Genomic DNA, 25,883 nt, shown 5'->3' with positions numbered 1-25,883 from the left:
TAGAATATGCAAAGAGGGCGCTGCTGATGGTTGTCGGCTTATTCGCCTATCCGGTGACAGGCAATAAAACGTGGCTTTAGTCCGGTATGGATCATGAGTGCTCATCGGTGTCCATCAGTGGTTAAAAGAGATCGACCGCTCATCTCCACCTAACAATCAATACAGCAGCACAGCCGCTCGTCGCACTTCAAACGCCGCGGTCTCCGCGGCCCAGGACTCGGCGATCGAGCGCCAGTCTCTTCCGGCTTTGATCTGCTCCAGGAGTTTTGCGTGATTCAGCAAGGTTCCGACTTTGCTGAGGGCGAAGGAGGAGGGGTACAGCTTCTGGAAGGTGACGCCGATAGCCACACCGGCGGCGACGGGCTCGAGGGCATCGCGGTCGGTGATGATGAGGCGTACGCCGCCGCATTGCTCGTCTTTGAAGACGCTGGCAGTGGGTTTGAACTTCACGGGCACGAAGCGCAGGCCGGGCAGGCCGAGCTTGTTCAGCTCATAGGCCAGGCGCAGATCATTCACATAGGGTGCGCCGAGCACCTGGAAGGGTGTCTCAGTGCCGCGACCGACGCTGATGCTGAACTCCAGGAGACCGACACCGGGATACAGCAGTGCAGCTTCCGGCGAGCGCATGTTCGGTGATGGATTCTGCCAGGGCAGACCGGTCTCGTCATAGTGCAGGTCACGCTTCCAGCCTTCACAGCGGATGACCTGCAGGTCCGCGCCGATCTTGCGCTCAGTATTCATCATCTTCGCAAGCTCGCCGACGGTCATGCCGTGGCGGATGGGGATGGCATGCGTGGCGGTGAATTTTTCTTCATCCACCACGGCAGGACCTTCCACCTGCACGCCGGTGATGGGATTCACGCGATCCAGCACGATGAACTTCTTCCCGGCCTTCGCCGCGGCTTCCATGCTCAAGCGCAGTGTGGAAATATAGGTGTAGAATCGGCAGCCGATGTCCTGGATGTCAAAGACGAGCGCGTCGAGATCCTTCAGATGCTCGGGCTTCGGTGATCGGGTCTCGCCATACAGGCTGTAGACGGGCAGGCCGGTCTTCTTGTCCTTGGAGTCGGTGATCTTCTCCTGATCCAGCTCACCGCGGATGCCATGCTCGGGACTGAAGAGCGCCACGAGCTTCACCTCCTTGGACTCATGCAGGAGGTCGATGGTGTTTTCGCGCTGAACATTCATGCCGGTGTGATTCGTGATCAATCCCACGCGAAGGTCCTTCAGCGCGGCGAAGTCATCGCGCTGCAAAACATCGATGCCGTTGAGCACGGTGGGCACTTCCTTCTCATCACGCTTTGGCAAAGCATCTGCCACGTTCTTGAAGTCAAAACCCGGGATGCATTTCGCCGCTGCGGTGCCGACCAGTTCATAGAGGTCACGCACACTCCCGCCGCCTTCCGGATGCAGGCGCGAGCTCAGGAAAACCACAAAACTCTGCGAGGCGGGATCCATCCACAAACTGGTGCCTGTGAAGCCGGTGTGACCGAACGAGCCGAGAGGAAACACCTCGCCACGCGGACGGCTGTAACTGGAATCAATGTCCCAGCCCAGACCGCGGCGCTCAAACACCGTCGCGGCTGTTTGCACGGTCTGCATCTTCTGGATGGTCTCGGTCGTCAACACACGCGCGCCATCAAGCTGGCCGCCACCGAGAATCATTCGTGCATAGCGTGCGAGATCCGCAGCGGTGGTGAAAAGGCCTGCGTGCCCGGTGACACCGCCCATGCGGCGTGAGGTAGGGTCATGCACCACACCGCGCAGCATCTGGCCCAGCTCATCACGCTCCGTCGGCGCGATGCGTGACCGCCAGTCCGCCGGAGGTGTGAAGCGTGTCGAGGTCATCTTCAGCGGCTTGAAGACCATGTCCTGGGCGAACACATCCAGCTTCTTGCCACTCACCCGCTGCACGACCTCGCCTAACAAGATGAAGTTCACGTCACTGTAGCGGAAGAAGCTGTTAGGCGGACCTTCAGGCACACTGCTCGTGGCGCGGCGGATGCCTTCCGCATAGCCGGTCCATTCCGGCTCTCTCGGAATACCCGGCTTGAGTCCGGAGGTGTGCGTGAGCAGATGCCGCACACAGATCAGATCGCGACCTTCGCCGACGAACTCTTTGAGATAGCGGCTCACCGGTGCCTCGATATCGATCTTCCCCTGGTCCGCCAGGATCATCACGCTGGGCAGAGTGGCCACCACCTTCGTCAGCGAGGCCGCATCAAAGATCGTGTCCGCCGTCATCTCCTCCCGTACCGGTACAAGAGCCCGTGCACCTTTGACCAGGGTCTGGGTCTGCCCGCAATGCTCCAGCAGCACGACAGCTCCGTTCGGGTTCTTCTTCGCCACCGCCTTGGCGATGAGCTGGTCCATCTCCTTCAGACCCGCCGGGTCAAAGGCAGTTTGCGCGGCCAGCGTGAGCGTCAGCGAAAGGTAGCAGCAGAGCGTTTTCAGCATGGCGCGCATGCTAGGCTGACTGGTGGCGGACTGCCAAGCACTCAAATGACACTCTCAATCTGCCACTGCGGAATGCCGGTGAAGCCATGAAGCAGCCCCGCTTGCTGGAGCGTATGGTCTGGCGTATCCACATCCCCCTCCCCCCCCATGAGAGTCCTGCATCTCACCCCCGGAACGGGCAGCTTCTACTGCGGAAGCTGTCTCCGGGACCACGCCCTGATCCGCGCCCTGCGTGCCCGCGGGCATGACGCCATCATGGCCCCGCTCTACCTCCCCCTGGTCACGGACCGCGAGGTGAGCAATCCGGAGATCCCCATCCAGGTCGGTGGTGTGACACTGTATCTTCAGGAAAAGCTGCCCTTCCTGCGCTTCGTGCCGCGCTTTCTGCTGAACTGGCTGAACAGCCCTGCCATCCTGCGGATCGCCTCGAACTTCATCGGCATGACGAGCCCGCGCGACCTCGGCCGCATGACCCTCGGCGCGCTGAAGGGTGAGGAAGCCAATCAGTGGCCCGAATGGAAACGCGCACTCGACTGGATCAAGACGGAGGTGAAGCCTGATGTGATCTCTCTCTCCAACGGCCTGCTGCTGGGCCTCTGCCCGGTCATCAAACGTGACCTCGGCATCCCGGTGATCGTCTCGCTTCAGGGTGAGGACTCGTTTCTCGATACGCTGGTGGAGCCTTTCCGCACGGAAAGCTGGGCCGCCATGCGCTCCAATGCGCAGCATGTGGACCACTTCATCACCGCCAGCACTTATTATGGCGATACCATGGCGGAGCGCCTGGAAGTGCCGCGAGACAAGGTGAGCGTGATCTTCAATGGCCTGGATGTCACCGCTTTTGCCGCGGCCAGGCCAGACCCCAACTGGCCCACCATCGGCTTCTTTGCCCGCATGATTCATGGCAAGGGCCTGACGACCTTGGTGGATGCCTACATCGAGCTCGCGAAGCGCGGCACCGTACCTCGGGTGAAGCTCAAGATCGGTGGATCCACGATGGCCTCGGACCAGAAATACCATGCCGGTTTGAAGAAGAAGATCGCCGATGCCAAGCTGACCGACCGCGTGGAGTGGCACCCGGATCTCAGTTTCAATGACAAGGTGAAGTTCTTCCGCGACCTCACCGTCTTCTCCGTGCCCGCGACCTATGGAGAGGCCTTCGGGCTGTATGTGATCGAGTCCATGGCTAGCGGCGTGCCCGTGGTGCAGCCGCGGCATGCCGCCTTCCCGGAACTCATCGAAGCCACCGGCGGAGGCATTCTCTGCGAGCCGGATGATGTGAAGTCCCTGGCCGATGCCCTGGAATCCCTGCTGCTGGATGGTCCGAAGCGCGAGCGCCTCATCAGCTCCGGCACCGTGCGCGTACGGTCAGAATTCACCGCCGTCCGGATGGCGGAGAAGTTTGATGAGGTCATGCGCCTGGTGAAGCAAAAACACGGAAGTCGCTGAATCTGACCGGGTCGCACACCTGAGAAAAGCGGGCAGGAAAATGCTTGGGGGCCAAAAATTTACCCGTCCTGGCCAAGAATGAGATGCGATTAGCGAGGCAATCCATTCTCTAAACTTGGTCGCAGGGTGTCAGTCCGCGGCTCGTTCAGCATGGGTTATCTTGCCGCATGCCAAACTCGACTCCCACCCCAAGCCCGTCCACATCGTCCAAGGCAGGCAGCCTTCCCGTCATCACAGGCCTTAGCTGTGGCATTCTTTTTTTCATCGTCTTTGGCTGGATCTCGTTTCGCAATGCCAGCTTTCTTTACGACGACGCGCAGCAGGTGGCGCACACGCACCAGGTCATCGTGTCGCTCGGCAACATCCTGTCTTTGATGAAGGATGCCGAAACAGGCCAGCGCGGTTTCTTGCTCACCAATTCCTCGACCTATCTCGCCCCCTTCAATGCGGCTCATGCGGACATTGATGAAGCGATGACCCTCACCCAGGACCTGACCCGGGACAATCCGATCCAGCAGGGGCTGATCCAACAGCTCAAAGGTCACGTTGGTGCCAAGTTTGCCGAACTGCAGGAGACCATCGAACTGAGGAAAACCAAAGGGTTTGAGGCTGCCGTCGCGGTCGTGGCGAATGACCGCGGCAAGTCAGACATGGATGCCATTCGTGAAAAGGTGTCCACCATGATCTCGGAGGAACTGCGTCTGCGCAAAGAGCGCCAGGCCGCCATGCTGGATGCGTATCATGTGGCCGTCGCCAGCGCCGTGGTGACCTCAGTGCTGGGAGTGGGTCTGATCACGGTCGTGGCATTCCTCATTCATCGCGCTACCGCCACCCGGCGCCGGCAGGACTGGCTGCAAAGAGGCAAGCTGGGCCTGGCCACGGCGATGTTTGGCGAACAAAACCTCAGCCAGCTCGGCCAGAGCATCCTGGGTTTCCTAACCAAGTATGTGGATGCACATGTGGGTGTGCTGTTTTCGAAGGAGGACGAGCATTTCAGGCGCATCGCCAGCTATGGGGTGCCTGCCAATGCCCTTGTTCCAGACGGCTTCATCAAGGATGACGGCCTGCTCGCCCAGGCAGTGAGCAAAAAGACGGCTCTTCGCATCAAGGAAATTCCAGAGGGTTATATCACTTTTGGTTCGGCGCTCGGCAAAAGCCTGCCCCGCGAGCTCATCATCGTGCCCTCGAACTCCGATGGCGAGGTCAATGCGGTGCTCGAGCTGGGCTTCATTCACCCGCTGGACAACGCCACGCAGGACTTCCTGCAGGAAAGCTCCGCGCAGATCGCCGTGGCCATCAAGTCTGCTCACTACCGTGACAATCTGCAGAGCTTGCTTCTGGAGACCCAACGACAGGGCGAGGAACTCCAGACACAAAGCGAGGAACTGCGTGTCTCCAATGAAGAGCTGGAGGAGCAGAGCCGCGCTTTGCAGGAATCCCAGACGCGCATGGAGCTGCAGCAGGTGGAGATGGAGCAGACCAATGCGCAGCTGGAGGAGCAGACCCAGCTTCTCGAGCATCAGCGGGATGAGCTGAACCACTCGAAAGGTGTGCTGGAAACCCAGGCGAAGCTGGTGGAGCAGGCCAGCCGATATAAGTCGGATTTCCTGGCGAACATGTCTCACGAGCTGCGCACGCCGCTGAACTCCTCGCTGATCCTGGCCAAGCTGCTGGCGGAGAATCGCGGTGGCAACCTGACGGCCGAGCAGATCCAGTATGCGCTCACCATTGAATCCGCAGGCAATGACCTGCTATTGCTCATCAATGATGTGCTGGATCTTTCCAAGATCGAGGCCGGTCACATGGAGATCAAATCCGCGCCGATCCGCGTGATGGATCTCATGGGAGATCTACGCCGCACCTTTGAGCCGATCGCGCAGCAGAAGGGCCTGACGTTGCAGATGGAGACTTCCGCGGATCTGCCGGAAACCATAGAGACAGATTCACAGCGTCTCGTGCAGGTGCTGAAGAACCTGATCTCCAATGCCCTGAAGTTCACGGAGCGCGGTGGAGTGACGCTGAGCGTGCGGAACGAGGCTGGCAACAAGCTGGCCTTCATGGTGCAGGACACGGGAATCGGCATTGCAGACGAGCACCAGCGCATCATCTTTGAACCGTTCCAGCAGGCGGATGGCACGACGAACCGGAAGTATGGCGGCACGGGCCTCGGCCTCTCCATCTCACGTGAGCTGGTGCGCCTGCTGGGCGGCGAGATCCGGCTCTCCAGCGAGGTCGGCCGTGGCAGCACCTTCACGGTGGTGACACCCGTTATTCATCAAGGGCCGGCAGCTGAGATCTCCAGAACTGCGACGACGGCAGAGGCCCCGCGACAGGCGACCTCACAAGCATCGGAACCACCCGCTTCTGTTGCCGCGCCACTTATTCCGGATGATCGCGAAACGATCACCAGCTCCAGCCGCATCATTCTCACGGTCGAGGACGATGCTGGCTTTGCGCAGATCATGGCAGACATCGTGCATGAGATGGGCTTCCAATGCCTTGTGGCAGGATCAGCCAACGAGGCTCTGCGGCTGGCGCAAAAGTTCGTGCCACGCGCCATCGTGCTGGACATTGGATTGCCGGACAACACAGGCTTGTTTGTCCTGGAACGTCTGAAGGCGGACGCGCGCACGCGGCACATTCCGGTGCATGTCGTCTCCGGTGCGGACTACGCGCAGACAGCTCTTTCGTTAGGCGCGGTGGGATACATGCTGAAACCCGTGAAGCGTGAGGAGCTGGTGGATGCCTTCCAAAAGATGGAAAGCCGCTTCACGCAGAAGATGCGCCGCGTGCTGGTGGTGGAAGACGATGCCGTGCAGGCCGATGCCGTGCAGAAGCTGCTGGGTTCCCGCGAAGTCGAGACTGTCTGGGCGGGCTCCGCCGCGGAATGCCTGGAGCTTCTACGCTCCACCACCTTTGACTGCATGGTGCTGGACCTCAGTCTGCCTGATGCCTCGGGCTACTCGCTGCTCCAGACGCTCAGCGCGGAGGAGCGCTACTCCTTCCCTCCCGTCATCGTTTACACGGGTCGTGATCTCAGCAGCCAGGAAGAGCAGCAGCTCCGGCGCTACTCGAAGTCCATCATCATCAAAGGCGCGAAGTCGCCTGAACGTCTGCTGGACGAGGTCACACTTTTCCTGCATCAGGTCGTGGCGGATCTGCCGGTCGAGAAACAGAAGATCCTGGAGAAGTCTCCGAACCGCGATGCCGCGCTGGAAGGTCGCAGGATCCTCGTCGCCGAGGATGACGTGCGGAACATCTTTGCCCTCACGAGCCTGCTGGAAGGCCGTGGCGTGAAACTGCAGATCACGCGCAACGGGCGCGAAGCCATCCAAGCCCTGGAAACGGACGGGCCGAACATCGACCTCGTGCTCATGGACATCATGATGCCTGAGATGGATGGCATCACCGCCATGCGTGAGATCCGCAAGCGTCCTGAATGGAAGAAGATGCCGATCATCGCGCTGACCGCGAAGGCGATGAAGGATGACCAGGAAAAGTGCCTGGCCGCCGGTGCCAATGATTATCTGGCGAAGCCGCTGGATGTGGAAAAACTTCTCTCCCTCATCCGAGTCTGGATGCCGCGATGAAAAGCACCGCCGCCGAGATCGAGGCTGTGGAGCTGCAACTGCTCCTGACAGCCATTCATGAAAAGTCCCGGTATGATTTCCGGGACTATTCACCCGCATCTTTGAAGCGCCGTCTGCTGCAGGCGAAGGACCATTTCCGCTGCGCTAGCCTCTCGGAACTTCAGCATCGTGTGCTGCATGATCCCGGCCTCATCCCCAGGCTGCTGCCCTATCTCACGGTGCAGGTCAGCGAGCTCTTCCGCGATCCCTCCTACTTCCTGACTCTGCGGAGAGATGTGCTGCCGCATCTGCGCACCTACCCTTCCCTCAAGGTCTGGGTGGCGGGATGCAGCTCCGGAGAGGAGCTGTATTCCATGGCCATTCTTTTCCGTGAAGAAGGTCTGGAAAGCCGAACCATCTTTTACGCAACGGATATCAACACCGAGGCGCTTCAGAAAGCGGAGGCGGGCATCTATGAGATCGATCGCCTCGCCCTGTTCTCGGAGAACTACCGCCGCGCAGGTGGCAAAGCCTCCCTCTCCGACTACTACACAGCAGCCTATGGCCGGGCAAAGTTCGACCAGACGCTGAAAAAGCAGACCGTCTTCTCGGATCATAGCCTCGTGTCAGATTCCGTGTTCGCAGAAGCGCATCTCGTGTCCTGCCGGAACGTGCTGATCTACTTCAACCGATCTCTGCAGGACCGCGCCGTGGGCTTGTTCAAAGACTCGCTCGTCCGTCGTGGGTTCCTGGGCATCGGTGCCAAGGAAAACCTGAGATTCTCCGGGCATGCGGATGCTTTCATGGAGTTTAACCGCCTCGAGCGTATCTACCAGAAGCTATGAAAGCCCTGCCCGATGCCGCTGTTGTGATTGGCGCCTCCGTGGGCGCCATCGAGGCGCTCATGATCCTGCTTCCCGCGCTTCCAGCTTCCTATCCGCTGCCGGTGTTTGTGGTGGTGCACATCCCTCCCGACAAGAAGAGCACTCTCGCGGAACTCTTTGCGCAGCGTTGCAGCATCGCCGTGAAAGAGGCTGAGGACAAAGAATCCATCCGCGGTGGTGTGGTCTACTTCGCGCCAGCCGACTACCACCTGCTGGTGGAGAGTGATTTTACGCTCTCGCTTTCCAACGAGGAGCCGGTGCTCTTTTCCCGTCCTGCCATCGACGTGCTCTTCCAGTCCGCGGCAGATGCTTATGGCAACACTCTCACGGGCGTGGTGCTCACGGGTGGCAGCACCGATGGCGCCGCAGGACTGCGCTCCATCATCGATGCTGGCGGAAAGGGTCTGGTCCAGAGCCCCGACAGTGCTGAAGGCACCACGATGCCACGAGCCGCGCTCGCCCACTGCCCTGAGGCACGTCCCTTTCCTCTGCAGGAGATCGCCGCGCTCCTGAAATCTCTTCCCGCAACGCTGTCCTCATGAGCTTCACCGAGTCCATCAAGTTCCTGCTCGTCGATGATCTGGAGACCAATCTCCAGGCACTCTCGGCGCTTTTGAAGCGGGACGGTCTCGAGCTGCACACGGCGCGCTCAGGCCCGGAAGCGCTGGAACTGCTGCTGCTGCATGACTACGCGCTGGCTTTGCTGGACGTGCAGATGCCAGGCATGAATGGATTTGAACTCGCCGAGGTGATGCGCAGCACGGAGCGCACGCGCCGGGTGCCCATCATCTTCCTCACCGCGGGCACGGTGGATTCACAGTACCGCATTCGTGGTTATGACAAAGGCGCCGTGGATTTCCTGGCGAAGCCGATCGAGGCCACCATCCTGCTCAACAAAGCCACGACCTTTTTCGAGCTCGCGCATCAGCGCCAGGAACTGGCCCGCATGAATGCGAAGCTGGCCGAGGCAGACCGCCGGAAGGATGAGTTTCTGGCCATGCTCGCGCATGAGCTGCGCAACCCACTGGCACCGCTACGCAATGCCACGGAGATCCTGCGCAGCGATGGCGCCTCCAGCAAGGATCGCGAGCAGGCGCAGAGCATGGTGAGGCGTCAGATCGACAACATGTCCCGCATGATCGATGACCTCCTGGATGTGTCACGCATCACGGAAGGCAAGATCGAGCTGCGCAAACAGTCCGTCTCCCTCGAGTCCATCCTCAATGCTTCCGCCAGCCTGGTGCGGGCAGACTGCGCTGCGCGAAACCAGGAGTTTCATCTCTCGCTACCCAATGAGCCCGTGTTTCTGGATGCGGATGCCACTCGTCTTGAACAGGTCTTTGGCAATCTGCTCACGAATGCCTCCAAGTATGCCGGTGAAGGCTGCCGTATCGAGGTGAAGGCCGAACGCGATGGTGGTGACGTGGTGGTGCATGTGATCGACAACGGCATCGGCATCGACCCCGAGCTGCTGCCGCGCATTTTTGATCTCTTCGTCCAGGCCAGCCGCACACTGGACCGCCAGCATGGCGGACTCGGCATCGGGCTCACGTTGGTGCAACGTCTTGTTAGGCTGCATGAAGGTTCCATCAAAGCCCACAGCGCAGGTCTGGGTCAGGGCACAGAGTTCACCGTGCGTCTCCCCGTGCTCGCCAGCCCACCACCGGACATGCCAGCGCCTCGACGAGTGGTCGCCGACAGCGTGCCACGCCGTCTGCTGATCGTGGATGACAATGTCGACTCCGTGCGCAGCCTCTCCATCCTGCAACGGAATCGAGGACACGAGACCCGCACCGCCACCTGCGGCAGCGAAGCTCTGGAGATCGTCACCGATTTCAAACCCGAGGTGGTGCTATTGGACATCGGTCTTCCAGGGATGGATGGGTTTGAGATCGCCCGCCAGATCCGCGCGAATCCGGACGTGGCGAATGTCTTCCTCATCGCCATGACCGGCTACGGCAGCGATCGCGACCAGGAAACCGCCCGCCAGGCCGGCTTCGACAAGTTTCTGGTGAAGCCCATCGACCTGGCGCAACTCCAGGAGTGGCTGCGCACGCTGGCGTGAAGGTGATGCCTGCCCTCAGCTAGGGTTTGAGCAACGGCCCGTTGGTTCGCCATCCTGGTCTACCGCGAAGTGTGAGCCGTTTTCTCCGCTTCCTTGTCAACTTCGGCAAGCATCGGAAAGAGCGAGTTCAAATAAAAAGCCCACCACCGCTCCGAATCCTGCCTTGTTGCCCGGCGCTCGATGACGCGATGCAACCCAAGGCGGATGGCAAGCGGAGCGCGGGTCAGCAGGTCATCAATCAAAGCCTCGACTCGCGCGAGATCGCTGTCTGAAAGTTCATCGCGGGTTTCAACGCGCAAGGGTTGCAACATCATGAGCAGCGCAGTCACCAGGTGATGACGGCCGGCAAAGTCACGGCCCGTCACCAGCCGCTCAATTGTGTTCACTCTCTCCAGCCTGCTCATGGTCTTCATATAGCCGTCCATCAGACGGGCGAGAATATAGAACCGGAGCCGCTTTTCATGGATCCAGCGGTCAAACTCCAGGCATAGGAATTCGATATCACCCAGATCAACCGTCAGAAGCCACAAGTGGGCATTGAGCTCTTTTGCCGCAAGGTCCTTGCGGAGCATGCCTCTCATGTAGTCACGAGTCGCCTTCGTGCGTAAAAAGTAGGTCTTGAGGAGGTGGAAGAGCTCCTCGCAGGGGCCGCAAAAGGGAGAGCCTGGAGCGAAACTTGTGAGCCACGCTGCCAGGTTCTCATCCCCCGCCTTCGCAGAGCATAGAAGTTCGGTGGCTCTGAATTCACCCTCCATCACCAGTTCTACGACCACTTCCGCAGCAAAGACCTTGGCCTCGTCTTTTGTGAGCAGTTTTCCCAGCGCGGCCAGCCGCACCTCCATGACAGGGTCATTCAGGGCCATTTTCTTGAGCAGCGGGACAAATTCGTACTGGCTCACGTCAGGATGCTGCGCGCGGATCGCACGGAGTCTGCACTCCTCCCACGGGCTGACCAGACCGCCCTGCTCACATTGAGAGGAGTAGGTGATTAGCAGATCAGCAATGGACTCCTTCATCTCCTTGTGTGGTGTCCGCTTCATGAGGGCGGCCAGCCTTTCCAGCAGATCATAACGAGGCCCGAAGAAAGCAATGACACATTGAGGAGCGCTCTCATACAGATGTGAATGCTCCCATTGATCTGGAAGGCGCTCCATCAGTGCGAAGGCTTCATCCACCACCTCCTCTCTGCCGAGATTCCGCACCAGATACTCGGCCAGGAAGTCGCTGCTTTCCATGAGCGCTGATCGCAGGAGGGCATCTGCCCATCCGTCGCCCCGATAAATGCGCCCGAGGAGGCAGGCAGCGATATCCTGGATCCTTTCCACGGGAGAATAGACTGCTGTCTCGACCATTTCCCGGGTCTCAGGATGGTCCGGCCAGCACAACGCAAGGGCTTCCAATGACAGGACCGCGACGTCCACTTCCCAATGCCCATCATACTCTTTGAGCGCCGCATTTGCCAGATACGGCTCGCCTGATGCTTTCAGTCGTTTGATCAATTCATCCCTGGCCCGTTCTTGACGGCCAAAGCGCAGGATCAGCCGGCCGATGGTATTCAAGAACCTGTAAAGCTTATTGCCGCGGGCATGGTGAAGTGATTGCATGAGCGGCTCCCACAGCGCGTCATCCTGACTGCATTTGGAGAAGTCCGGATCCGCGAGGTGGATTTGCAGTGGATCTATCCCATCGCGATAGGCTGACAGCTCATTAGCCCCAGAAAGAGCCGGGGCCACCACCGGATCATCTGCAAACTTCCAGGCGAGGAAGAGAGTGAGCAGACGCCGGCTTTGTGATTTGCTGTCCAGCTTCTGCCATTCATCCAGAAGATAATCCCGAGTTTGTGGACTGCGGTCCACCTGTGCGAGCACCAGCAAAGGCTCCAGTTCAGGAGCTACCTTTGTGATGACGCTCTCGAAGATCTGGGCGAGGCTCAGTGACTCTTCGGATTCGGGACGGGCACGCCTCGAGTTCCCAGACAACCACGTTGGCTCGTTCACCAGGTTCGATGAAGACTCTGGTGGCACGGCGTCGCGATAGTCTCTCCATCCTTTCTTCAGGTCAAAGACCTCAAGTTTGTCTGACCAAGAATCTCGTCTATCGATCGTGTTCCAACAGCTTGTTCTGGCCACCCAGACAGGAAAGAGACGACTCTCCCCTTTGGCCAGCTGATGGTCGACGATATCCTCGCAGATAGAAGTATGGTCCTTCCCAGTGCAACCAGAGCGACGGCTTGGCCAGTAACGTCCAAGGCTGCCGTGCACGGCTTGCGCGAGCCAGAAGGCAGGATCGATCTGTCGGCGGTAGCAGAGTTTGTGCACGCTCTGGCTGACCATCCCATCGTCTCCGTAGCTGCTCAGCCCGAAGATCTGCATGAACCTGCGCACGCCTGGATCTTCGGGAAAATGATCCAGGAGCAAATCGGCGACCTCGTGAGGAAAAGAGCTGTCGTATTCATACAGTTCCAGCATCTCCAAAAGCACCCCCCGGCACCTGGGGTCTGTGTGCAAATAAGGAATCAGTTGTTTGAGCAACGGCTTCAGAGCCTCAAACCAACAGTCCAAGACGGCATGGAAGCGCAGCTTGAAAAGAATGTCTTCAAGCGGCTCTTTGAGGGAGGAAGGGCTGGTGTCGCTAGGCTGGTTCAACATGACGCCGGGGCACAAAGTGGAGTGCCGAAGGGTCTGATCTAACCTGTGCGCATGGTTCTTCGAGACCAAACATCAGAAGGCTTGAAAAAGAGGCTGTCACCTTTCAGCCTGCTTTCCTCAGGAAGCCGGCATGAGCCACGAATCCACCCATCCCCAATGCCCGCAATGCCAGGCTCCGCTGTCGGAAGACGCGCCGCAGGGCCTGTGCCCGGCCTGCCTGATGGCCATGGCTTCCCTGCCGACGGACCAGGACACGCTGCCGCTCGGTCCCGGTGATTTGCCGGAACTGGCGGACATCGCCGCCGCGTTTCCGGATCTTCAGATCGTGGAGAAGATCGGGCAGGGAGGCATGGGTGTGGTCTTCAAAGCGCGACAGCCCAGGCTGGACCGCATGGTAGCGCTGAAAGTGCTGCCAAAGGCACTCGCTGCGACACCGGGCTTTGCTTCGCGCTTCACGCGTGAGGGCCGCGTGCTCGCGCGGCTCAGCCATCCGAGCATCGTGGCCGTGCATGATTTCGGTGAGAGCGGTGGCTACTGCTATCTCATCATGGAGTATGTGGATGGGGTGAACCTGCGCCAGGCCATGAAGGCGGGGCGATTTACGCCGGAACAAGCTTTGAAGGTCGTGCCAGACATCTGCGCGGCTCTGCAGGCGGCGCACGACCAGGGTGTGCTGCATCGCGACATCAAGCCGGAGAACATCCTGCTCGATTCCAAAGGCCGCGTGAAGATCGCCGACTTCGGCATTGCGAAGCTGGTGGATGATCGCGCTGCGGAAATGCTGCTGACGCAAAGTGGCGCGAGGCTGGGCACCGCGCCCTACATGGCACCGGAGCAGATCGAGCAGCCTTCCAGCGTGGATCATCGCGCAGACATTTATTCGTTAGGCGTGGTGCTCTATGAGCTGCTGACTGGCGAGCTTCCGCTGGGGAGATTTGCCGCGCCTTCCGAAAAGGTGCAGGTCAGCAATGGTGTGGATGCGGTGGTGATGCGGGCCCTGGAGAAAGAGCGCGACCGCCGCCAGCAAAGTGCCGGGGAGATGAAGACGCAGATCGAGGGCGCGGCCACACAACCCTATGAGTTCTGGAAACAGCAGGGCTGGAACTGGGAGAGCTTCGAATACAAGTCCAAGCGCACACTCTGGGGCTTGCCGCTGGTGCATGTGGCGCATGGTCGTGACCCGGCCACGGGCCGGCCGCGCGAGGCGCATGGCTTCTTTGCCTTTGGTGATCGTGCCCGAGGGATCTTTGCCTGCGGCGGCATCGCCCGTGGCTGGGTGGCCTGCGGTGGATTTGCTTTTGGCGGCATCGCGCTCGGTGGAGTTGGCATCGGGCTTATCTCCATCAGCGGGCTGGCTCTGGCCCTGTTGTTCGCCATGGGCGGATTGTCCGTGGGCTTCATGTCACTCGGCGGCGTGGCCCTCGGCTGGCATGCCTCCGGAGGTGTGGCCATCGGCTGGCATGCCTTGGGCGGCATTGTTTTCGCTCATCAAGGCGGAGGTGGCAGCGTGCATGCCAGCATGGTGGCGAAGGAGCTTGAAGAACTCCCACTACTCACCCGCGTGCTGAGCCAGGCCACGCCTTACAGCTTCCTGCTCGGCCTTGTGTGGGTGCCGCTGACCCTGCTGATGATCCTGGTGCCGTGGTGGGCGCGGAGGCAGCTCGAACTTGAGGCTCGCGGAGACAGCGCGGAGGCCTCTGTCAGCGGCTGGGAAACTCATCCGCATCGTGTCTTCTGGCTCATCGCCGCGCTGGATTTTGTGCTCGCCCTGGGGGCGCTGGCGCTGGTGCTATGGCTGCGCAGTCTGCCGGATGCGAAGAACATGCTCCTCATCCCCATCGTCTTCTCCGGCACGGGCTTGGTGATGTTTGCCGCCAGCCTGCCGCTGTGGCTGAGGTTGGTGCCGACCAATCCCTTCTACGGTGTGCGCCTGCCCGGCACGACGAAGTCCAGCAAGCGCTGGTATGACGTGAACGCGCATGCGGGCAAGCAGCTCTTCCTCTGGTCGCTGGCCATCATCGGCGCGGGCATCGCGGGCTTCTTCCAACTGCCACGTCACCAGGACTCCTACTCATGGGCGGCGGTGACACTCACACTGGTGGCCGTGGCCTCCGTGGTGATTTCGACCTTGTGGTGGATGCACCGAAATCCGGCGGATGGCTCCACGGTACGCTCCAGTCGCCTGATCCGCTGGGGCGGGCAGATCGTGGTGGCGATAGTGATCGCGCTTTTTGTTCGGTCATTCATCATCGAGGCCTACAAGATTGCCGGCGGCACCGAGACAGGCATCACCAAGGGCAGCCACTGGATGGCATCCCGCCTGGATACGGGATTCTCACCCGGTGACGTCATTGTCTATGAGCATGACAGCCACCACCGCTGGCTGGCCCGTGTGGTGAAGCGTGAGGAAAACGGCCTGCTGGCCAAGCGTGGCGGCGTGGACGGGGAGTTCCTCATCCCCTGGGAAAAGGTGCTGGGCAAACTGCTCTTCTCCCACTTCACGCCGGCCATTGTGGAGAAAGGCCTAACGGGGAGTGCTACAATACCACCCAAGGAACCTTTCAGCGACATGGTGCCCGCGCCGGCCACGGCCAAGGCTTTGAAACAGGTGCCTGAACTGCTCTTCATGCGCATGGCTCCCAATGACCAGCCATGGATGGAGGGGCTGCACGATCCCACAGGCAAGCCCGTGGAGATCACGGATAAACTGCGCAAGGTGCTGGAGCGCACCACCTCACGCGCGAGCAGCCATGACAAAGACGAATGCTGGCTTATTGTCTGGCTCAGGCATCCGGATTTCGACAACGCGACCACTCTGAGCGTGCGCCTGGTGGACAAGGAGGGGAAACCTGTCTCCACCAGCGGCACTTTAGCGCGCAATCAGAGCTGGCAGCCCTGGGATCTGCCTGGAGACAGGATCGAGTCCATCGTCATCAGCGCAGGTACTCGCTCGGCTCTGCCGACTCATGCGCAGCTCGAAGTCAGCTACAGCCTGGGGCCGTGGGATGAGAGCAGTATCATGGACAAAGATCCCTCCCACAGCATCGCCACCACGGACTGGATCAAGGGCGGTGTGGGCGAGAGTGAGGATGGCAATGCCTTTGTGAGCTGGCTGCGGCGCTCACCCGACCGCCAGGTGCAGTGTGTGGCCCATTTGAAGAAAGGCGGTGTCCGGCTGGGCAATGTCAGCGTGACTTCCAGCGACAAGGACATCATGGACCAGTGCCGCTTTCGCGTGAAGCTGGATGAGATAGACCACTTTGAGATGCGTGTGCGTGACATCCGCAAGACCACCTATGGGGATGTGACGCTGCCACCGCTGCAGGTGCCGGTGGTGCATGTCTTCTACGCTCCACGTTCGGGCGATGTGCCCTGGACAAAGGGCATGACTCTTGCAGATGTCTTGAAACAGTCTGGTTACAGCGAGTGGAAGATGCCCACCTTCCTGGGACATCGGCGGGACGGACGTGGCATGGATGTCCAGGTGAATGAAAAGACGCTGACCGACGAAATGCGTCCGGGTGACACTATCCTCCTGCCTTACAGTGGGAAACCAGTCATCACCTCTCCACAGCCTCCAGTACGCCGCCGAGTACTGTCGCCCCCATGAACTCTCCTTTCCAGGCCACCCGCTGGACACTCATTGCGCGCTCGCGCGGCGGTGACACGTCCGCCAAGGCTGCGCTCAGTGATCTCTGCGCCGCTTACTATGCGCCAGTGGTGGCCTTTCTGCGCAGCGAAGGACGCACGGATGATGCCGCACGCGATCTGGCGCACGGCTTCTTCGCCCGCCTGCTGGAGGGTGGGAAGCTAGAGCAGGCGGAGCAAGGGCGTGGAAGATTCCGCTCGTATCTGCTCGGAGCTTTGAAACACTTTTTGTCAGACCAAAGAGACCGTTCCACGGCCGCGAAGCGTGGTGGTGGTGCGGAGCATACACCGATCGACAACACGAGCGAAAGCAGTTCTCCAGGACTTCAGATCCAGGATGACAAGATGTCCGCACCGGATGCTGCTTTTGACCGACAGTGGGCCATCAGCCTGCTGGACTCGGCCCTGCGAGATCTCGATGCGGAGATGATGACTGAAGGCAAGCAACGCGCGTTCGAACTTCTCAAGCCCTGGCTCACGGGTGATCCCGAGGCTGAAAGCCAGGCGAACATCGCCAAAGAGCTCGGCATGAGTGTGGATGCCGTGAAGCAATCCGTTTTACGCCTGCGCAAACGGTTTCGTGCGCTGGTGAAGAAGCGCATCGCCGACACCGTGGAAGGCAGCGCGCAGGCCGATGAGGAGTTTCAGCACTTGATGAGCGCGCTGAGGAGGTAGCAGGTTTTTGAGCCACTAATAAACACTAATTTCCCAAGCCATTCTCTGCTCGGTCATTAGTGTCTATCAGTGGTTAACAAATTTTGCGTTTGTCACGCAACCTTGGTTCAAGACTTCTCGAGACCGAGGTAGGCCTTGGCGTTGGCGTAGCAGATGTTCTTCACCATGCCGCCGACGAGATCGAAATCCGCAGGCATCACCCCGGACTCGATGTCGCTGCCGAGCAGGTTGCAAAGCGTGCGGCGGAAGTACTCATGACGCGGGAAGGACATGAAGCTGCGGCTGTCCGTGAGCATGCCAATGAAGCGGCTCAGCAAGCCGAGATTGCTCAGTGCATTGATCTGCCATTCCATGCCTTCCTTCTGGTCCAGGAACCACCAGCCGGAGCCGAACTGCACTTTGCCCGGCGTGGTGCCGTCCGCGAAGTTGGCCGCCATGGTGGCGAAGACGTAGTTGTCCGCCGGGTTCACATTGTAGAGCACGGTCTTCGGCAGGGCGTTCTCGGAATCGAGCGCATTCAGGAAGGCCGAGAGCGTTTCTGCCTGCGGGTAGTCGCCGATGCTGTCACAACCCACATCTGCACCGATCTCACGGGCGAGGCGGGCATTGTTGTTGCGGATCGGGCCGAGGTGGAGCTGCATGGTCCAGCCGCGCTTCGCATTCAGACGGCCGACGTGCATCATCACGTAGGTGCCGAGGATCTCCATGTCGTCCGGGTAGATGCGCTTCACATTCGAACCGCGGTAGCGATCAAACAGACGACGCGCGGCGACTTCACCGCCGAAATTGGCGAAGCAGCTGTTCAGACCGTGGTCGCTGAGACGTCCGCCGACGGCGTGGAAGGCATCATGGCGCTTTTCCAGGGCCAGCAGCAATTTGTCGAAAGTGTTGATGTCCACGTTCGCCTGTTTGCCAAGTTTGTCACACCAGGCATTCCAGTTCAGGGAGTTGGTGATGGCGAAGGCCTTGTCTGGACGGAAGGTCGGATAGACGCCGACCTCGAAACCATCGGCGGCGCACTTTTCATGCGCGGAGAGATCGTCCGAGGGATCATCCGTGGTGCAGAGCGCACGCACCTTCTGATCACGCAGGATGCCGCGGGCATTCAGACCCCAGGTGCTCATCATGGACTCCGTCTGATCCCAGATGGAGGCAGCGGTCTTCTCGCTGAGGAGCTCATCGATGCCGAAATAGCGCTTCAACTCCAAGTGCGTCCAGTGGTAGAGCGGGTTGCGCAGGGTGTTTGGCACGGTGGATGCCCAGGCCATGAATTTCTCCTTGGGCGAGGCCGAGCCCGTGATCAGTGATTCTGGGATTCCATTACAACGCATTGCGCGCCATTTGTAATGATCCCCTTCAAGCCAAATTTCATGGAGGTTTTTGAACTTGCGATCTTCCGCTATATCCTTAGGCGGCAAGTGATTATGGTAATCAATGATCGGCTCATCTTTGGCAAATTCATGATAAAGCCGTCGAGCTGCCGCGCTCGAAAGAAGGAAATCATCGTGGATAAAGGACATGGCAAGAAATCGGGTGGAGAATGTTTTGACAGAATTGGTGCTATTTTGAGGATGGCAAGGGTCTTGTCTCACCTTGATGAATGCTTTTTCTGCCATCCTTAGCGCCAGTCTGATGCTGGGCGGGCTAACTTCTTGCTCAACCCTGACTTTTTATACCCAGGCAGTGGGGGGCCAGATGGAGATGCTCCGCAAGGCGCGCCCGGTGGGGGAGGTGATGGCAGACCCCAAATCCAAGCCCCTGCTCAAAGAAAAGCTCACGACAGTGGCCGATATCCTGGATTTTGCTGAGAAGGAGCTGCACCTGCCCGCCCAGGGCCAGTATCGGCGCTACACAAACCTGGGACGGCGCTATGCCGTGTGGGTGGTCTTCGCGGCACCCGAGTTCAGCGTGGTCCCCAAGACATGGAGCTATCCCCTGCTGGGGAAGCTGGCCTACCGTGGCTTTTTTGAGGAGAAGCTGGCCATTGAGGAGGGGGACAGGCTCCGCGCCGAAGGCTACGATGTCTACGTGAGCGGTGTGGAGGCCTACTCCACCCTCGGCTTTTTCCGGGATCCGCTGCTCAATACGTTCCTGGGTCGGGCGGATGCGGACCTGGCCGAGCTCATCTTCCATGAGCTGACCCACCAGCGCCTATATTTCCGGGGTGACACGAACTTTAACGAGGCCTTTGCCACGGCGGTGGGCCAGGAGGGAGCGCGGCGCTGGCTGCGCGCCCGCGGCCGGCTGAAGGACCTGGCTCAATATGAGAAGGAGCAGAAGGTGGAGCGTGAGTTCGTGAAGCTGGCGCTGGAGACGCGGAAGGAACTGAAGGTGGTCTATGCGCAGACCTACCGGAGCCATGAGACGGAGCTTCTGCAGAAGAAGACCACCTTGGAGCGCTTCCAACAGCGTGCCCTCGCTCTCGACCGCCGGAATGGTGGGGCCATGAAGATCGAGCGCTGGTTCAAGAAGCCGGTGAACAACGCCCGTCTCGGCACGCTCTCCTCCTATTATGAAATGCTGCCCGGCTTTGAAGCGATGTTGGTTCGGCGGAACGGGGACCTCGAAACCTTCTTCGATGATGTGGACGCGATGCATGGCCTGAAGCCCGAGGCACGTCGCAAGCAGGTCATGCAGGCCATCCCGAGCCGATGATGAAGCGCGCCGCATTCTTTCTTCTTCTACTCATCGCGACCGCTGCTGTTGTGTGGCTCGTGCTTGCCTCGCGCGATCCGCTTCCCGCAGCCTGGCAGGCATGGCGTTTTCGGATACCTGGGATCAACAAGGACGAGGTGAAGACACGTCTCGAGGAAGATGCGCGTCTCCGGATGCAGCGTCTCACGGCGGGCTCTTCATCTGACATCTCTGAAGAGGTTCGTGATGAGCTGAATTTTTGGGAGGAGCAGTTTCATCTCGGTGATGCGGACCGTGCCGAACGGCTGGCCTTGCAAAGGCTGACGAAGTCAGACATGCGGCAGAGCATCGTGAAAGACTTGCAGGATGGTGCGTTCCTGGAATCGCGCCTTCCACCCATCACCCAGGAGGCCGCGCGCGGGTGGTATGAAAGGCACAAGGAAGAGCTGCGCATTCCGGCGCGGCATCGTGTGCATCACATCTTCCTTTCACGTCATGTGCCTAACAAGCCAGACCGCAGCGCTGAGATACGAAGCATTCATGCCGAGCTTCAACGAGGCACGGCCTTTGGAGCCCTGGCCGCGAAGCGCTCTGAAGATGCGCGCAGCAAGGTGCTCGGGGGTGATCTCGGCTGGATCAGCGCGGGCCGCATGCCGGAAGATTTCATGACGCAGGTGGAAAAGCTGCCCGTCGGCAAGGCTGGTGCCCCCGTGGAAACGAAGCTCGGCTGGCATCTGCTGCTGGTCACGGAACGTCGAGCCTCGCGCCTGCCATCTTTTGACGAGGTGAGCGAGGAGATCACGGCGCTGCTCGACTTTGAGCAGCGCACGCGCTTCAAGCCCTGAACTTGTGCTTCCTGACATTCGCAGGCAAAGGTGAGGGTCATGCTGTATCTCGATGCCAATGCCACCACGCCGCCAGACCCGCTGGTGGTGGAGGAGATGCTGCCGTTCCTGACGCAGCACTATGGCAATGCCTCTGCCAGTCACGCGGCCGGCCGCCGCGCGCGACGTGCGATTGAAAAGGCGCGCGGACAGGTGGCAAAGCTGATCAGCGCGGAGGCGGAGGAGATCATCTTCACCAGCGGGGCCACGGAGAGCATCAACAGCGTGCTGGCTTTTGCGCAGCAGGAATGGCCGCAGAGGCCGCTGCTCATCACGAGCGCGGTGGAGCATGCCGCCGTGGTCGAGGGCGCGGAGCGCTGGGAGCAGCGCGGAGGCCGTGTGAAACGCGTGCCGGTGGATGAAAGCGGCATTCCTCGTCCGCAAGCACTTCGCGAGGCCCTCGAACCTGGACTCACCGCACTGGTGTCTGTGATCTGGGCGAACAACGAAACCGGTGTGATATCGCCCATGGCGGAGATGCTGGCGATGGCTCATGAGGCTGGTGCGCTCGTGCATGCCGATGCTGTGCAGATGGCTGGCAAAGTGGGGATCGATGTCAAAACAGTGCCCGTGGACTACCTGAGCCTCAGCGGGCACAAAATGCATGCGCCGAAGGGCGTTGGCGCACTTTTCGTTAGCCGCCACGCACCTTTCCGGCCGCTGCTCATCGGCGGAGGCCAGGAGTCTGGGAGACGCAGCGGCACGGAGAATGTGCCGGGCATCGTGGCGATGGGCAAGGCGGCCGAGCTCGCGGTTTCCTGGCTCGCGGGCGGCCAAGCTGCGGAGATGACAAGTCTGCGTGATGAGTTTGAGCAGTTGCTCATTGATGGCTGGCCGGGAGCGAGGGTGCATGGAGCGAATGCGCCACGTCTGCCGAACACGACCAGCATCTGTCTGCCGGGTGCTGATGCGGCGGGAATGCTCATCGTGCTGGATCAGCGCGGCATCGCCTGCTCCGGGGGTTCCGCCTGTCACACGGCTTCGTTGCATCCCTCACATGTTCTGGAGGCGATGGGGTTTGAGGCGGCTCATGCGGGCAGCACGTTGCGTTTTTCGATGTCACGGATGAACACGCGTGATGAGGCGCTTTCGGCGGCCGTGGAGATTTTGCGGACGGCGAAGCATTTGGCCGAACAAAAAGGATTTCTGGATTGAACAGGCTTGTGGTGTTCTCGCCAGCTTCCGGCATCCCTCCGGGATGCGTGCTTGAAGGTGGGGTCCTTGCGTTTTGACCGGTGGTTCTCGGTCGCTGCGCGACCTTCACCACCGGCTATAGACCGTCGAGCCTCCGGCTCGCAAGACGGCGCCTGCCAAGACCTAACTAATTAATCTTCACCACGCCGACGGTCGCGTTGTCCTGGCGGTCGAAATTGATGCGGCGGATGGCAAAGAGGATGGCGTCAGCGATCTTGTCTGCCGTGGTGTGCTTGCCGAAGCTCAGCAGCTCTTCGAGAGCCTTGTGTTCCAGGGTGAAGATGCCATCACTGGCGGCGATGACGATGTCTCCTGGCTGCAGCGCCATGGGCTCTGTGGGGAAGTCGATCAAGGCCAGGGGATAGCCGAGCACGGCGCTCTGCAGTGTGTGACGCTCGGGATGGTTCGCCATCTCTTCAGCAGTCAGAAGGCCCTGCCTCACGCGCTCCTCCAAGATGGGTGTGAGCGAGTGGTCCGCATTGATGCGCATGAGCTGGCCGCGACGATACAGGAAGAGCGGGGAATCTCCCACGCTGATCCATTCCATCTGGGTGCGGGAAACCAGCACGGAGAGCAGGGTCGTGCCCATGGGCGGTGCCACAGAGGGCATGCGCGCCGTGATCATGCCGATGGTCTCGTTCGAGGTATCAAGCGCCGTGCGCAGACGGAAGCTCTGGCTGCCCGGATGCTCATGGAAAGCGCGCACAAACGCGTTCACCCCCACATAACTGGCCACGCTGCCGCCGGCATGTGCACCGAGGCCGTCGCCCACCACAAGCAGGAGTCTTTGGAGAGAGGTTTCACCGGGCTCTGCCGCATCGGCAAAGGCATAGTAGTCCTCCTGGTTCTCACGCTTGCCACGATACTGGCGCGCGGAGAAGTCCTGCTCCTGCACGAAGGGTGCAGATGGAGCAAGGTCAGGCATGATGGGGATCGAAAAGCGGGCGGTCACTCGGCGGAAAACTGGAAGACGGTGGTATGCTCATACGTCTCCCCGGGGCGCAGGGCCGCCGAAGGAAACTGAGGCTTGTTCGGACTGTCCGGAAATTTCTGGGTCTCGAGGCAGAGGCCGTGGCGCTTCTCATACACGTGGCCGCTCTTGCCCACCGTGCCCTTGAGATGATTGCCGGAGTAAAGCTGCACACCTGGGTCCGTGGTGCTCACGGTCATCACGCGGCCGCTTTTCGGATCCTTCACACGTGCGGCCAGCTTCATACCACTGCCTTTGAGGACATAATTGTGATCGTAGCCGATGCCCTGGACAATGGGCTTGTAGTTCGTGTTGATGCGCTCGCCGATGACGGCCGGCTTCGTGAAGTCCAGCGGTGTGCCGATCACGCTCTCCAGCTCACCCGTGGTGATCAGGTCGTCATCCGTGGCGGTGAACTGCTCGCTCGGGATCATCATCTCATGACCCAGGATGTCGCCGCTGCCTTCACCGGCCAGATTGAAGTAGCTGTGGTTCGTCAGATTCAGCACGGTGGGCTTGTCCGTGGTGGCGCGGTAGTCGATGCGCAGCTCGCCCGCGTCCGTGAGCGTGTAGGTCACGATGGATTCAAGCTTGCCGGGGAAACCTTCTTCACCATCCGCGCTGGTGTAGCGCATCTCCACGGCGTTCTTGTCAGCCAGCGCGGCGGACTTCCAGAGCTTCTTGTCAAAGGCCTCCTTGCCACCGTGGATGTGGTTCTTGCCGGAGTTTGCGGTCACTTCATACCGCACGCCGTCCAGCGTGAAGGCGGCTCCGCCGATGCGGTTCGCATACCGGCCCGTGATGCAGCCAAAGTGCGGGTGCTTGCCCAGGTAGGGCTCCAGCGTGTCAAACCCGAGCACCACGTCCGCAAACACACCTGCTTTGTCCGGCACCTTCAGCGAGACGATGATGCCACCCCAGTCCGTGATGCGGGCCTCCACACCCTTCGCATTCTTCAGGGTGTAAAGCTTCACTTCCTCACCAGACGCGGTCTTTCCCCAGACTTCAGAAGACACGGAGGCATGAGCGGCAGCGGACATGGCGATGAGCAGCAGGGCGAGAACGCGGGATTTCATGGCGGGGTGAGTTGGGTTGACCCGGAAGCTTGTTCTCAGAAGCCACCGGAAACGACAAGGAAAAACATGACTACCCACATCCCTCCAGACGGAAAGGGAAAGAACGAAAAAAGCAGGTAAGGAGGCCTCCACCAGCCGGGCGGGGACGCCGCGAGCTCCCACCGTCAAAGTTGAGGCCGTGAGTCCTAAAAGTGCGAAATCCTGCCAGCTTGCCTCCGAGGGCGCGTTTGTGAGAGACTCCATTTATCATGACGAAGCCTGCCATTCTCGCCACTCTCCTCGTCCCTGCCTTGCTTTCCGCTGAAGACCGCTGGTACAAGGGCAACACGCACACCCATTCACTCTGGAGTGATGGCAATGACTTCCCGGACATGATCTCCGCGTGGTACAAGGACCAGGGCTACGACTTCCTGGGCATGTCCGACCACAACACCCTCAACGCCGGCGAAAAGTGGGTGGCGGAGGAGACCATCGAGAAAAAGAAGATCGCACTCGGGCCCAAGGTGCTGGACAAGTACCGCAGGCGCTATGGCGATGACTGGGTGGTGACCCGCAAGAATGACAAGGACAAGGTCGAGGTACGCCTGAAGACCCTGGAGGAGTATCGCGTGAAGCTGGAGGAGCCCGGCAAGTTCCTGCTCGTCCAGGCTGAGGAAGTCACCGCCAGCTTCAACAAGGCCCCCATCCACATCAATGCGGTGAACCTGGTCGAGCAGATCGAGCCGAAGAAGGACGTGGAGACCATCCGCGAGACCATGCGCCAGAATCTGCAACTGATCGCCGAACAGGCGGTGAAAACCGGCCGCCCGATCATCGCGCATGTGAACCACCCAAACTTCCGCTGGGCCATGACAGCAGATGATCTGGCGCACGTGATCGAGGACAAATTCTTCGAGGTCTACAACGGTCACCCGAGCACCTTTTACGATGGCGAACCCACCCGCGTGGACTCTTCCTGCGAGCGCATCTGGGACATCGCCAACACCATCCGCATCGCCGAACTGAAGGCGACGCCGCTCTTCGGCGTGGGCACCGATGACAGCCACAACTACCACGGCGGCGCCACCACCCCTGGACGAGGCTGGGTCATGGTGCGTGCGGACAAACTGGAGGCGAATGCCCTCATCGAAGCCATGCAGCGCGGCGACTTCTACGCCTCTACGGGTGTCACGCTGGAGGATGTGAAATTCGACAAAGGCACCCGCAAGCTGAGCCTGAAGATCAAAGATCAGCCCGGGGCCAAATTCCGTACCGAGTTCCGCGGCACACTGAAGAACTACGACCGCGCCGTGACCGAGGTCGATTCCCCTGAAAAGGACCCCCAGCCCAAGCGCCTGCAGCACGGTGCTGACATCGGCAAGGTGCTCGCCACCAGCGAAGGCCTGGAAGCCAGCTACACGCTGACCGGTGAAGAGCTCTACGTCCGCGCGGTCATCATCTCCGACCAGCCGATGGCCAATCCACCGCAGCCCGACCACGTGCAGCGCGCCTGGACACAGCCGGTGGGATGGTAACGCATCGAGGTTTCCCCGGCACTCGGAGAGCATCTTGGCGGCAGACATGGGTCTGCCGCTTTTCATGACCGTGCGGCTCCATCTGAGTGGCGCAAATAAAAGAGGCGCGGACCTTTTTAGGGGTCTCGCGCCTGACGACCACTTCCCTGGTTCTGTTCCGTGAGGTCGAGTTCAGTTCCGTGGTCACTGATGGATCGCTGCTGCACCTTCGCGCGG

The 25,883-nt window shown here is 60.2% G+C and carries 16 protein-coding genes; 11 read left to right on the top strand and 5 right to left on the bottom strand.

Annotated features, from left to right (window positions below; translation table 11 throughout):
- Window positions 1–156: 156 nt before the first annotated feature.
- On the bottom strand, window positions 157–2,457 hold the full coding sequence (locus tag BGE01nite_RS17500; protein ID WP_170266861.1) for an exo-beta-N-acetylmuramidase NamZ domain-containing protein: 2,301 nt from the start codon (window positions 2,455–2,457) through the stop codon (window positions 157–159).
- Window positions 2,458–2,604: 147 nt separating this feature from the next.
- Here BGE01nite_RS17500 and BGE01nite_RS17495 point away from each other — a divergent pair, with 147 nt between their 5' ends.
- The 5 genes from BGE01nite_RS17495 to BGE01nite_RS17475 all read left to right on the top strand — a co-directional run bounded on the left by BGE01nite_RS17495 (window position 2,605) and on the right by BGE01nite_RS17475 (window position 10,424).
- Complete coding sequence (locus BGE01nite_RS17495) at window positions 2,605–3,906, top strand: glycosyltransferase family 4 protein (RefSeq protein ID WP_146852000.1); 1,302 nt, start codon at window positions 2,605–2,607, stop codon at window positions 3,904–3,906.
- Window positions 3,907–4,073: 167 nt separating this feature from the next.
- Entirely contained in the window at window positions 4,074–7,496 is a 3,423-nt protein-coding gene (locus BGE01nite_RS17490) for a response regulator (protein ID WP_146851998.1), read from the top strand.
- Complete coding sequence (locus BGE01nite_RS17485; protein WP_146851995.1) at window positions 7,493–8,320, top strand: CheR family methyltransferase; 828 nt, start codon at window positions 7,493–7,495, stop codon at window positions 8,318–8,320. The genes BGE01nite_RS17490 and BGE01nite_RS17485 overlap by 4 nt, the downstream gene beginning before the upstream one ends.
- Window positions 8,317–8,901, top strand: a complete 585-nt coding sequence (locus BGE01nite_RS17480; RefSeq protein ID WP_146851993.1) for a chemotaxis protein CheB — start codon at window positions 8,317–8,319, stop codon at window positions 8,899–8,901. The genes BGE01nite_RS17485 and BGE01nite_RS17480 overlap by 4 nt, the downstream gene beginning before the upstream one ends.
- Window positions 8,898–10,424, top strand: a complete 1,527-nt coding sequence (locus tag BGE01nite_RS17475; protein ID WP_146851991.1) for a response regulator — start codon at window positions 8,898–8,900, stop codon at window positions 10,422–10,424. Before BGE01nite_RS17480 ends, BGE01nite_RS17475 begins: the two co-directional genes overlap by 4 nt.
- Window positions 10,425–10,483: 59 nt before the next feature.
- Here BGE01nite_RS17475 and BGE01nite_RS17470 read toward each other — a convergent pair whose 3' ends face one another.
- Window positions 10,484–13,072, bottom strand: a complete 2,589-nt coding sequence (locus tag BGE01nite_RS17470; protein WP_146851990.1) for a hypothetical protein — start codon at window positions 13,070–13,072, stop codon at window positions 10,484–10,486.
- A 130-nt stretch (window positions 13,073–13,202) separates the two neighbouring features.
- On the opposite strand from BGE01nite_RS17470, the gene BGE01nite_RS17465 reads away from it, so the two are divergent.
- Both BGE01nite_RS17465 and BGE01nite_RS17460 read left to right on the top strand, forming a co-directional pair.
- A complete protein-coding gene (locus BGE01nite_RS17465; protein WP_146851988.1) occupies window positions 13,203–16,682 on the top strand; it encodes a serine/threonine-protein kinase in 3,480 nt (1,159 codons plus the stop codon).
- Complete coding sequence (locus BGE01nite_RS17460) at window positions 16,679–17,395, top strand: RNA polymerase sigma factor (RefSeq protein WP_146851986.1); 717 nt, start codon at window positions 16,679–16,681, stop codon at window positions 17,393–17,395. Before BGE01nite_RS17465 ends, BGE01nite_RS17460 begins: the two co-directional genes overlap by 4 nt.
- 107 nt (window positions 17,396–17,502) lie before the next feature.
- Here BGE01nite_RS17460 and uxaC read toward each other — a convergent pair whose 3' ends face one another.
- Window positions 17,503–18,915: a glucuronate isomerase gene (uxaC, locus tag BGE01nite_RS17455; protein WP_146851984.1), complete on the bottom strand. Its 1,413-nt coding sequence runs from the start codon at window positions 18,913–18,915 to the stop codon at window positions 17,503–17,505.
- 76 nt (window positions 18,916–18,991) lie between these two features.
- On the opposite strand from uxaC, the gene BGE01nite_RS17450 reads away from it, so the two are divergent.
- The 3 genes from BGE01nite_RS17450 to BGE01nite_RS17440 all read left to right on the top strand — a co-directional run bounded on the left by BGE01nite_RS17450 (window position 18,992) and on the right by BGE01nite_RS17440 (window position 22,068).
- The gene (locus BGE01nite_RS17450) at window positions 18,992–20,050 is read left to right on the top strand and encodes an aminopeptidase (protein WP_146851982.1); all 1,059 of its coding nucleotides are present in this window, start codon (window positions 18,992–18,994) and stop codon (window positions 20,048–20,050) included.
- A 137-nt stretch (window positions 20,051–20,187) separates the two neighbouring features.
- Window positions 20,188–20,874, top strand: coding sequence for a peptidylprolyl isomerase (locus BGE01nite_RS17445; RefSeq protein ID WP_170266860.1), 687 nt, complete (start codon window positions 20,188–20,190; stop codon window positions 20,872–20,874).
- A 39-nt stretch (window positions 20,875–20,913) separates the two neighbouring features.
- Window positions 20,914–22,068, top strand: coding sequence for a cysteine desulfurase family protein (locus BGE01nite_RS17440; RefSeq protein ID WP_146851978.1), 1,155 nt, complete (start codon window positions 20,914–20,916; stop codon window positions 22,066–22,068).
- 166 nt (window positions 22,069–22,234) lie between these two features.
- Here BGE01nite_RS17440 and BGE01nite_RS17435 read toward each other — a convergent pair whose 3' ends face one another.
- Both BGE01nite_RS17435 and BGE01nite_RS17430 read right to left on the bottom strand, forming a co-directional pair.
- Window positions 22,235–23,032: a PP2C family protein-serine/threonine phosphatase gene (locus tag BGE01nite_RS17435; protein ID WP_146851976.1), complete on the bottom strand. Its 798-nt coding sequence runs from the start codon at window positions 23,030–23,032 to the stop codon at window positions 22,235–22,237.
- A gap of 23 nt (window positions 23,033–23,055) precedes the next feature.
- A complete protein-coding gene (locus BGE01nite_RS17430; RefSeq protein ID WP_146851974.1) occupies window positions 23,056–24,153 on the bottom strand; it encodes an aldose epimerase family protein in 1,098 nt (365 codons plus the stop codon).
- A gap of 248 nt (window positions 24,154–24,401) precedes the next feature.
- Here BGE01nite_RS17430 and BGE01nite_RS17425 point away from each other — a divergent pair, with 248 nt between their 5' ends.
- Window positions 24,402–25,667, top strand: a complete 1,266-nt coding sequence (locus tag BGE01nite_RS17425; protein WP_146851972.1) for a CehA/McbA family metallohydrolase domain-containing protein — start codon at window positions 24,402–24,404, stop codon at window positions 25,665–25,667.
- Window positions 25,668–25,883: the final 216 nt, after the last annotated feature.

It is taken from the genome of Prosthecobacter gellanilyticus, assembly GCF_007992435.1.
Classification (GTDB): domain Bacteria; phylum Verrucomicrobiota; class Verrucomicrobiia; order Verrucomicrobiales; family Verrucomicrobiaceae; genus Prosthecobacter; species Prosthecobacter gellanilyticus.
The sequence above is the reverse complement of the archived record's forward strand: the minus strand, read 5'-3'. Positions and strand labels throughout refer to the sequence as shown.

Bases quoted from the DNA above. Each gene is read 5' to 3' on its own strand.
- BGE01nite_RS17500 (WP_170266861.1), bottom strand. From the start codon at position 2,457: ATGCTGAAAACGCTCTGCTGCTACCTTTCGCTGACGCTCACGCTGGCC.
- BGE01nite_RS17495 (WP_146852000.1), top strand. From the start codon at position 2,605: ATGAGAGTCCTGCATCTCACCCCCGGAACGGGCAGCTTCTACTGCGGA.
- BGE01nite_RS17490 (WP_146851998.1), top strand. From the start codon at position 4,074: ATGCCAAACTCGACTCCCACCCCAAGCCCGTCCACATCGTCCAAGGCA.
- BGE01nite_RS17485 (WP_146851995.1), top strand. From the start codon at position 7,493: ATGAAAAGCACCGCCGCCGAGATCGAGGCTGTGGAGCTGCAACTGCTC.
- BGE01nite_RS17480 (WP_146851993.1), top strand. From the start codon at position 8,317: ATGAAAGCCCTGCCCGATGCCGCTGTTGTGATTGGCGCCTCCGTGGGC.
- BGE01nite_RS17475 (WP_146851991.1), top strand. From the start codon at position 8,898: ATGAGCTTCACCGAGTCCATCAAGTTCCTGCTCGTCGATGATCTGGAG.
- BGE01nite_RS17470 (WP_146851990.1), bottom strand. From the start codon at position 13,072: ATGTTGAACCAGCCTAGCGACACCAGCCCTTCCTCCCTCAAAGAGCCG.
- BGE01nite_RS17465 (WP_146851988.1), top strand. From the start codon at position 13,203: ATGAGCCACGAATCCACCCATCCCCAATGCCCGCAATGCCAGGCTCCG.
- BGE01nite_RS17460 (WP_146851986.1), top strand. From the start codon at position 16,679: ATGAACTCTCCTTTCCAGGCCACCCGCTGGACACTCATTGCGCGCTCG.
- uxaC (WP_146851984.1), bottom strand. From the start codon at position 18,915: ATGTCCTTTATCCACGATGATTTCCTTCTTTCGAGCGCGGCAGCTCGA.
- BGE01nite_RS17450 (WP_146851982.1), top strand. From the start codon at position 18,992: ATGAATGCTTTTTCTGCCATCCTTAGCGCCAGTCTGATGCTGGGCGGG.
- BGE01nite_RS17440 (WP_146851978.1), top strand. From the start codon at position 20,914: ATGCTGTATCTCGATGCCAATGCCACCACGCCGCCAGACCCGCTGGTG.
- BGE01nite_RS17435 (WP_146851976.1), bottom strand. From the start codon at position 23,032: ATGCCTGACCTTGCTCCATCTGCACCCTTCGTGCAGGAGCAGGACTTC.
- BGE01nite_RS17430 (WP_146851974.1), bottom strand. From the start codon at position 24,153: ATGAAATCCCGCGTTCTCGCCCTGCTGCTCATCGCCATGTCCGCTGCC.
- BGE01nite_RS17425 (WP_146851972.1), top strand. From the start codon at position 24,402: ATGACGAAGCCTGCCATTCTCGCCACTCTCCTCGTCCCTGCCTTGCTT.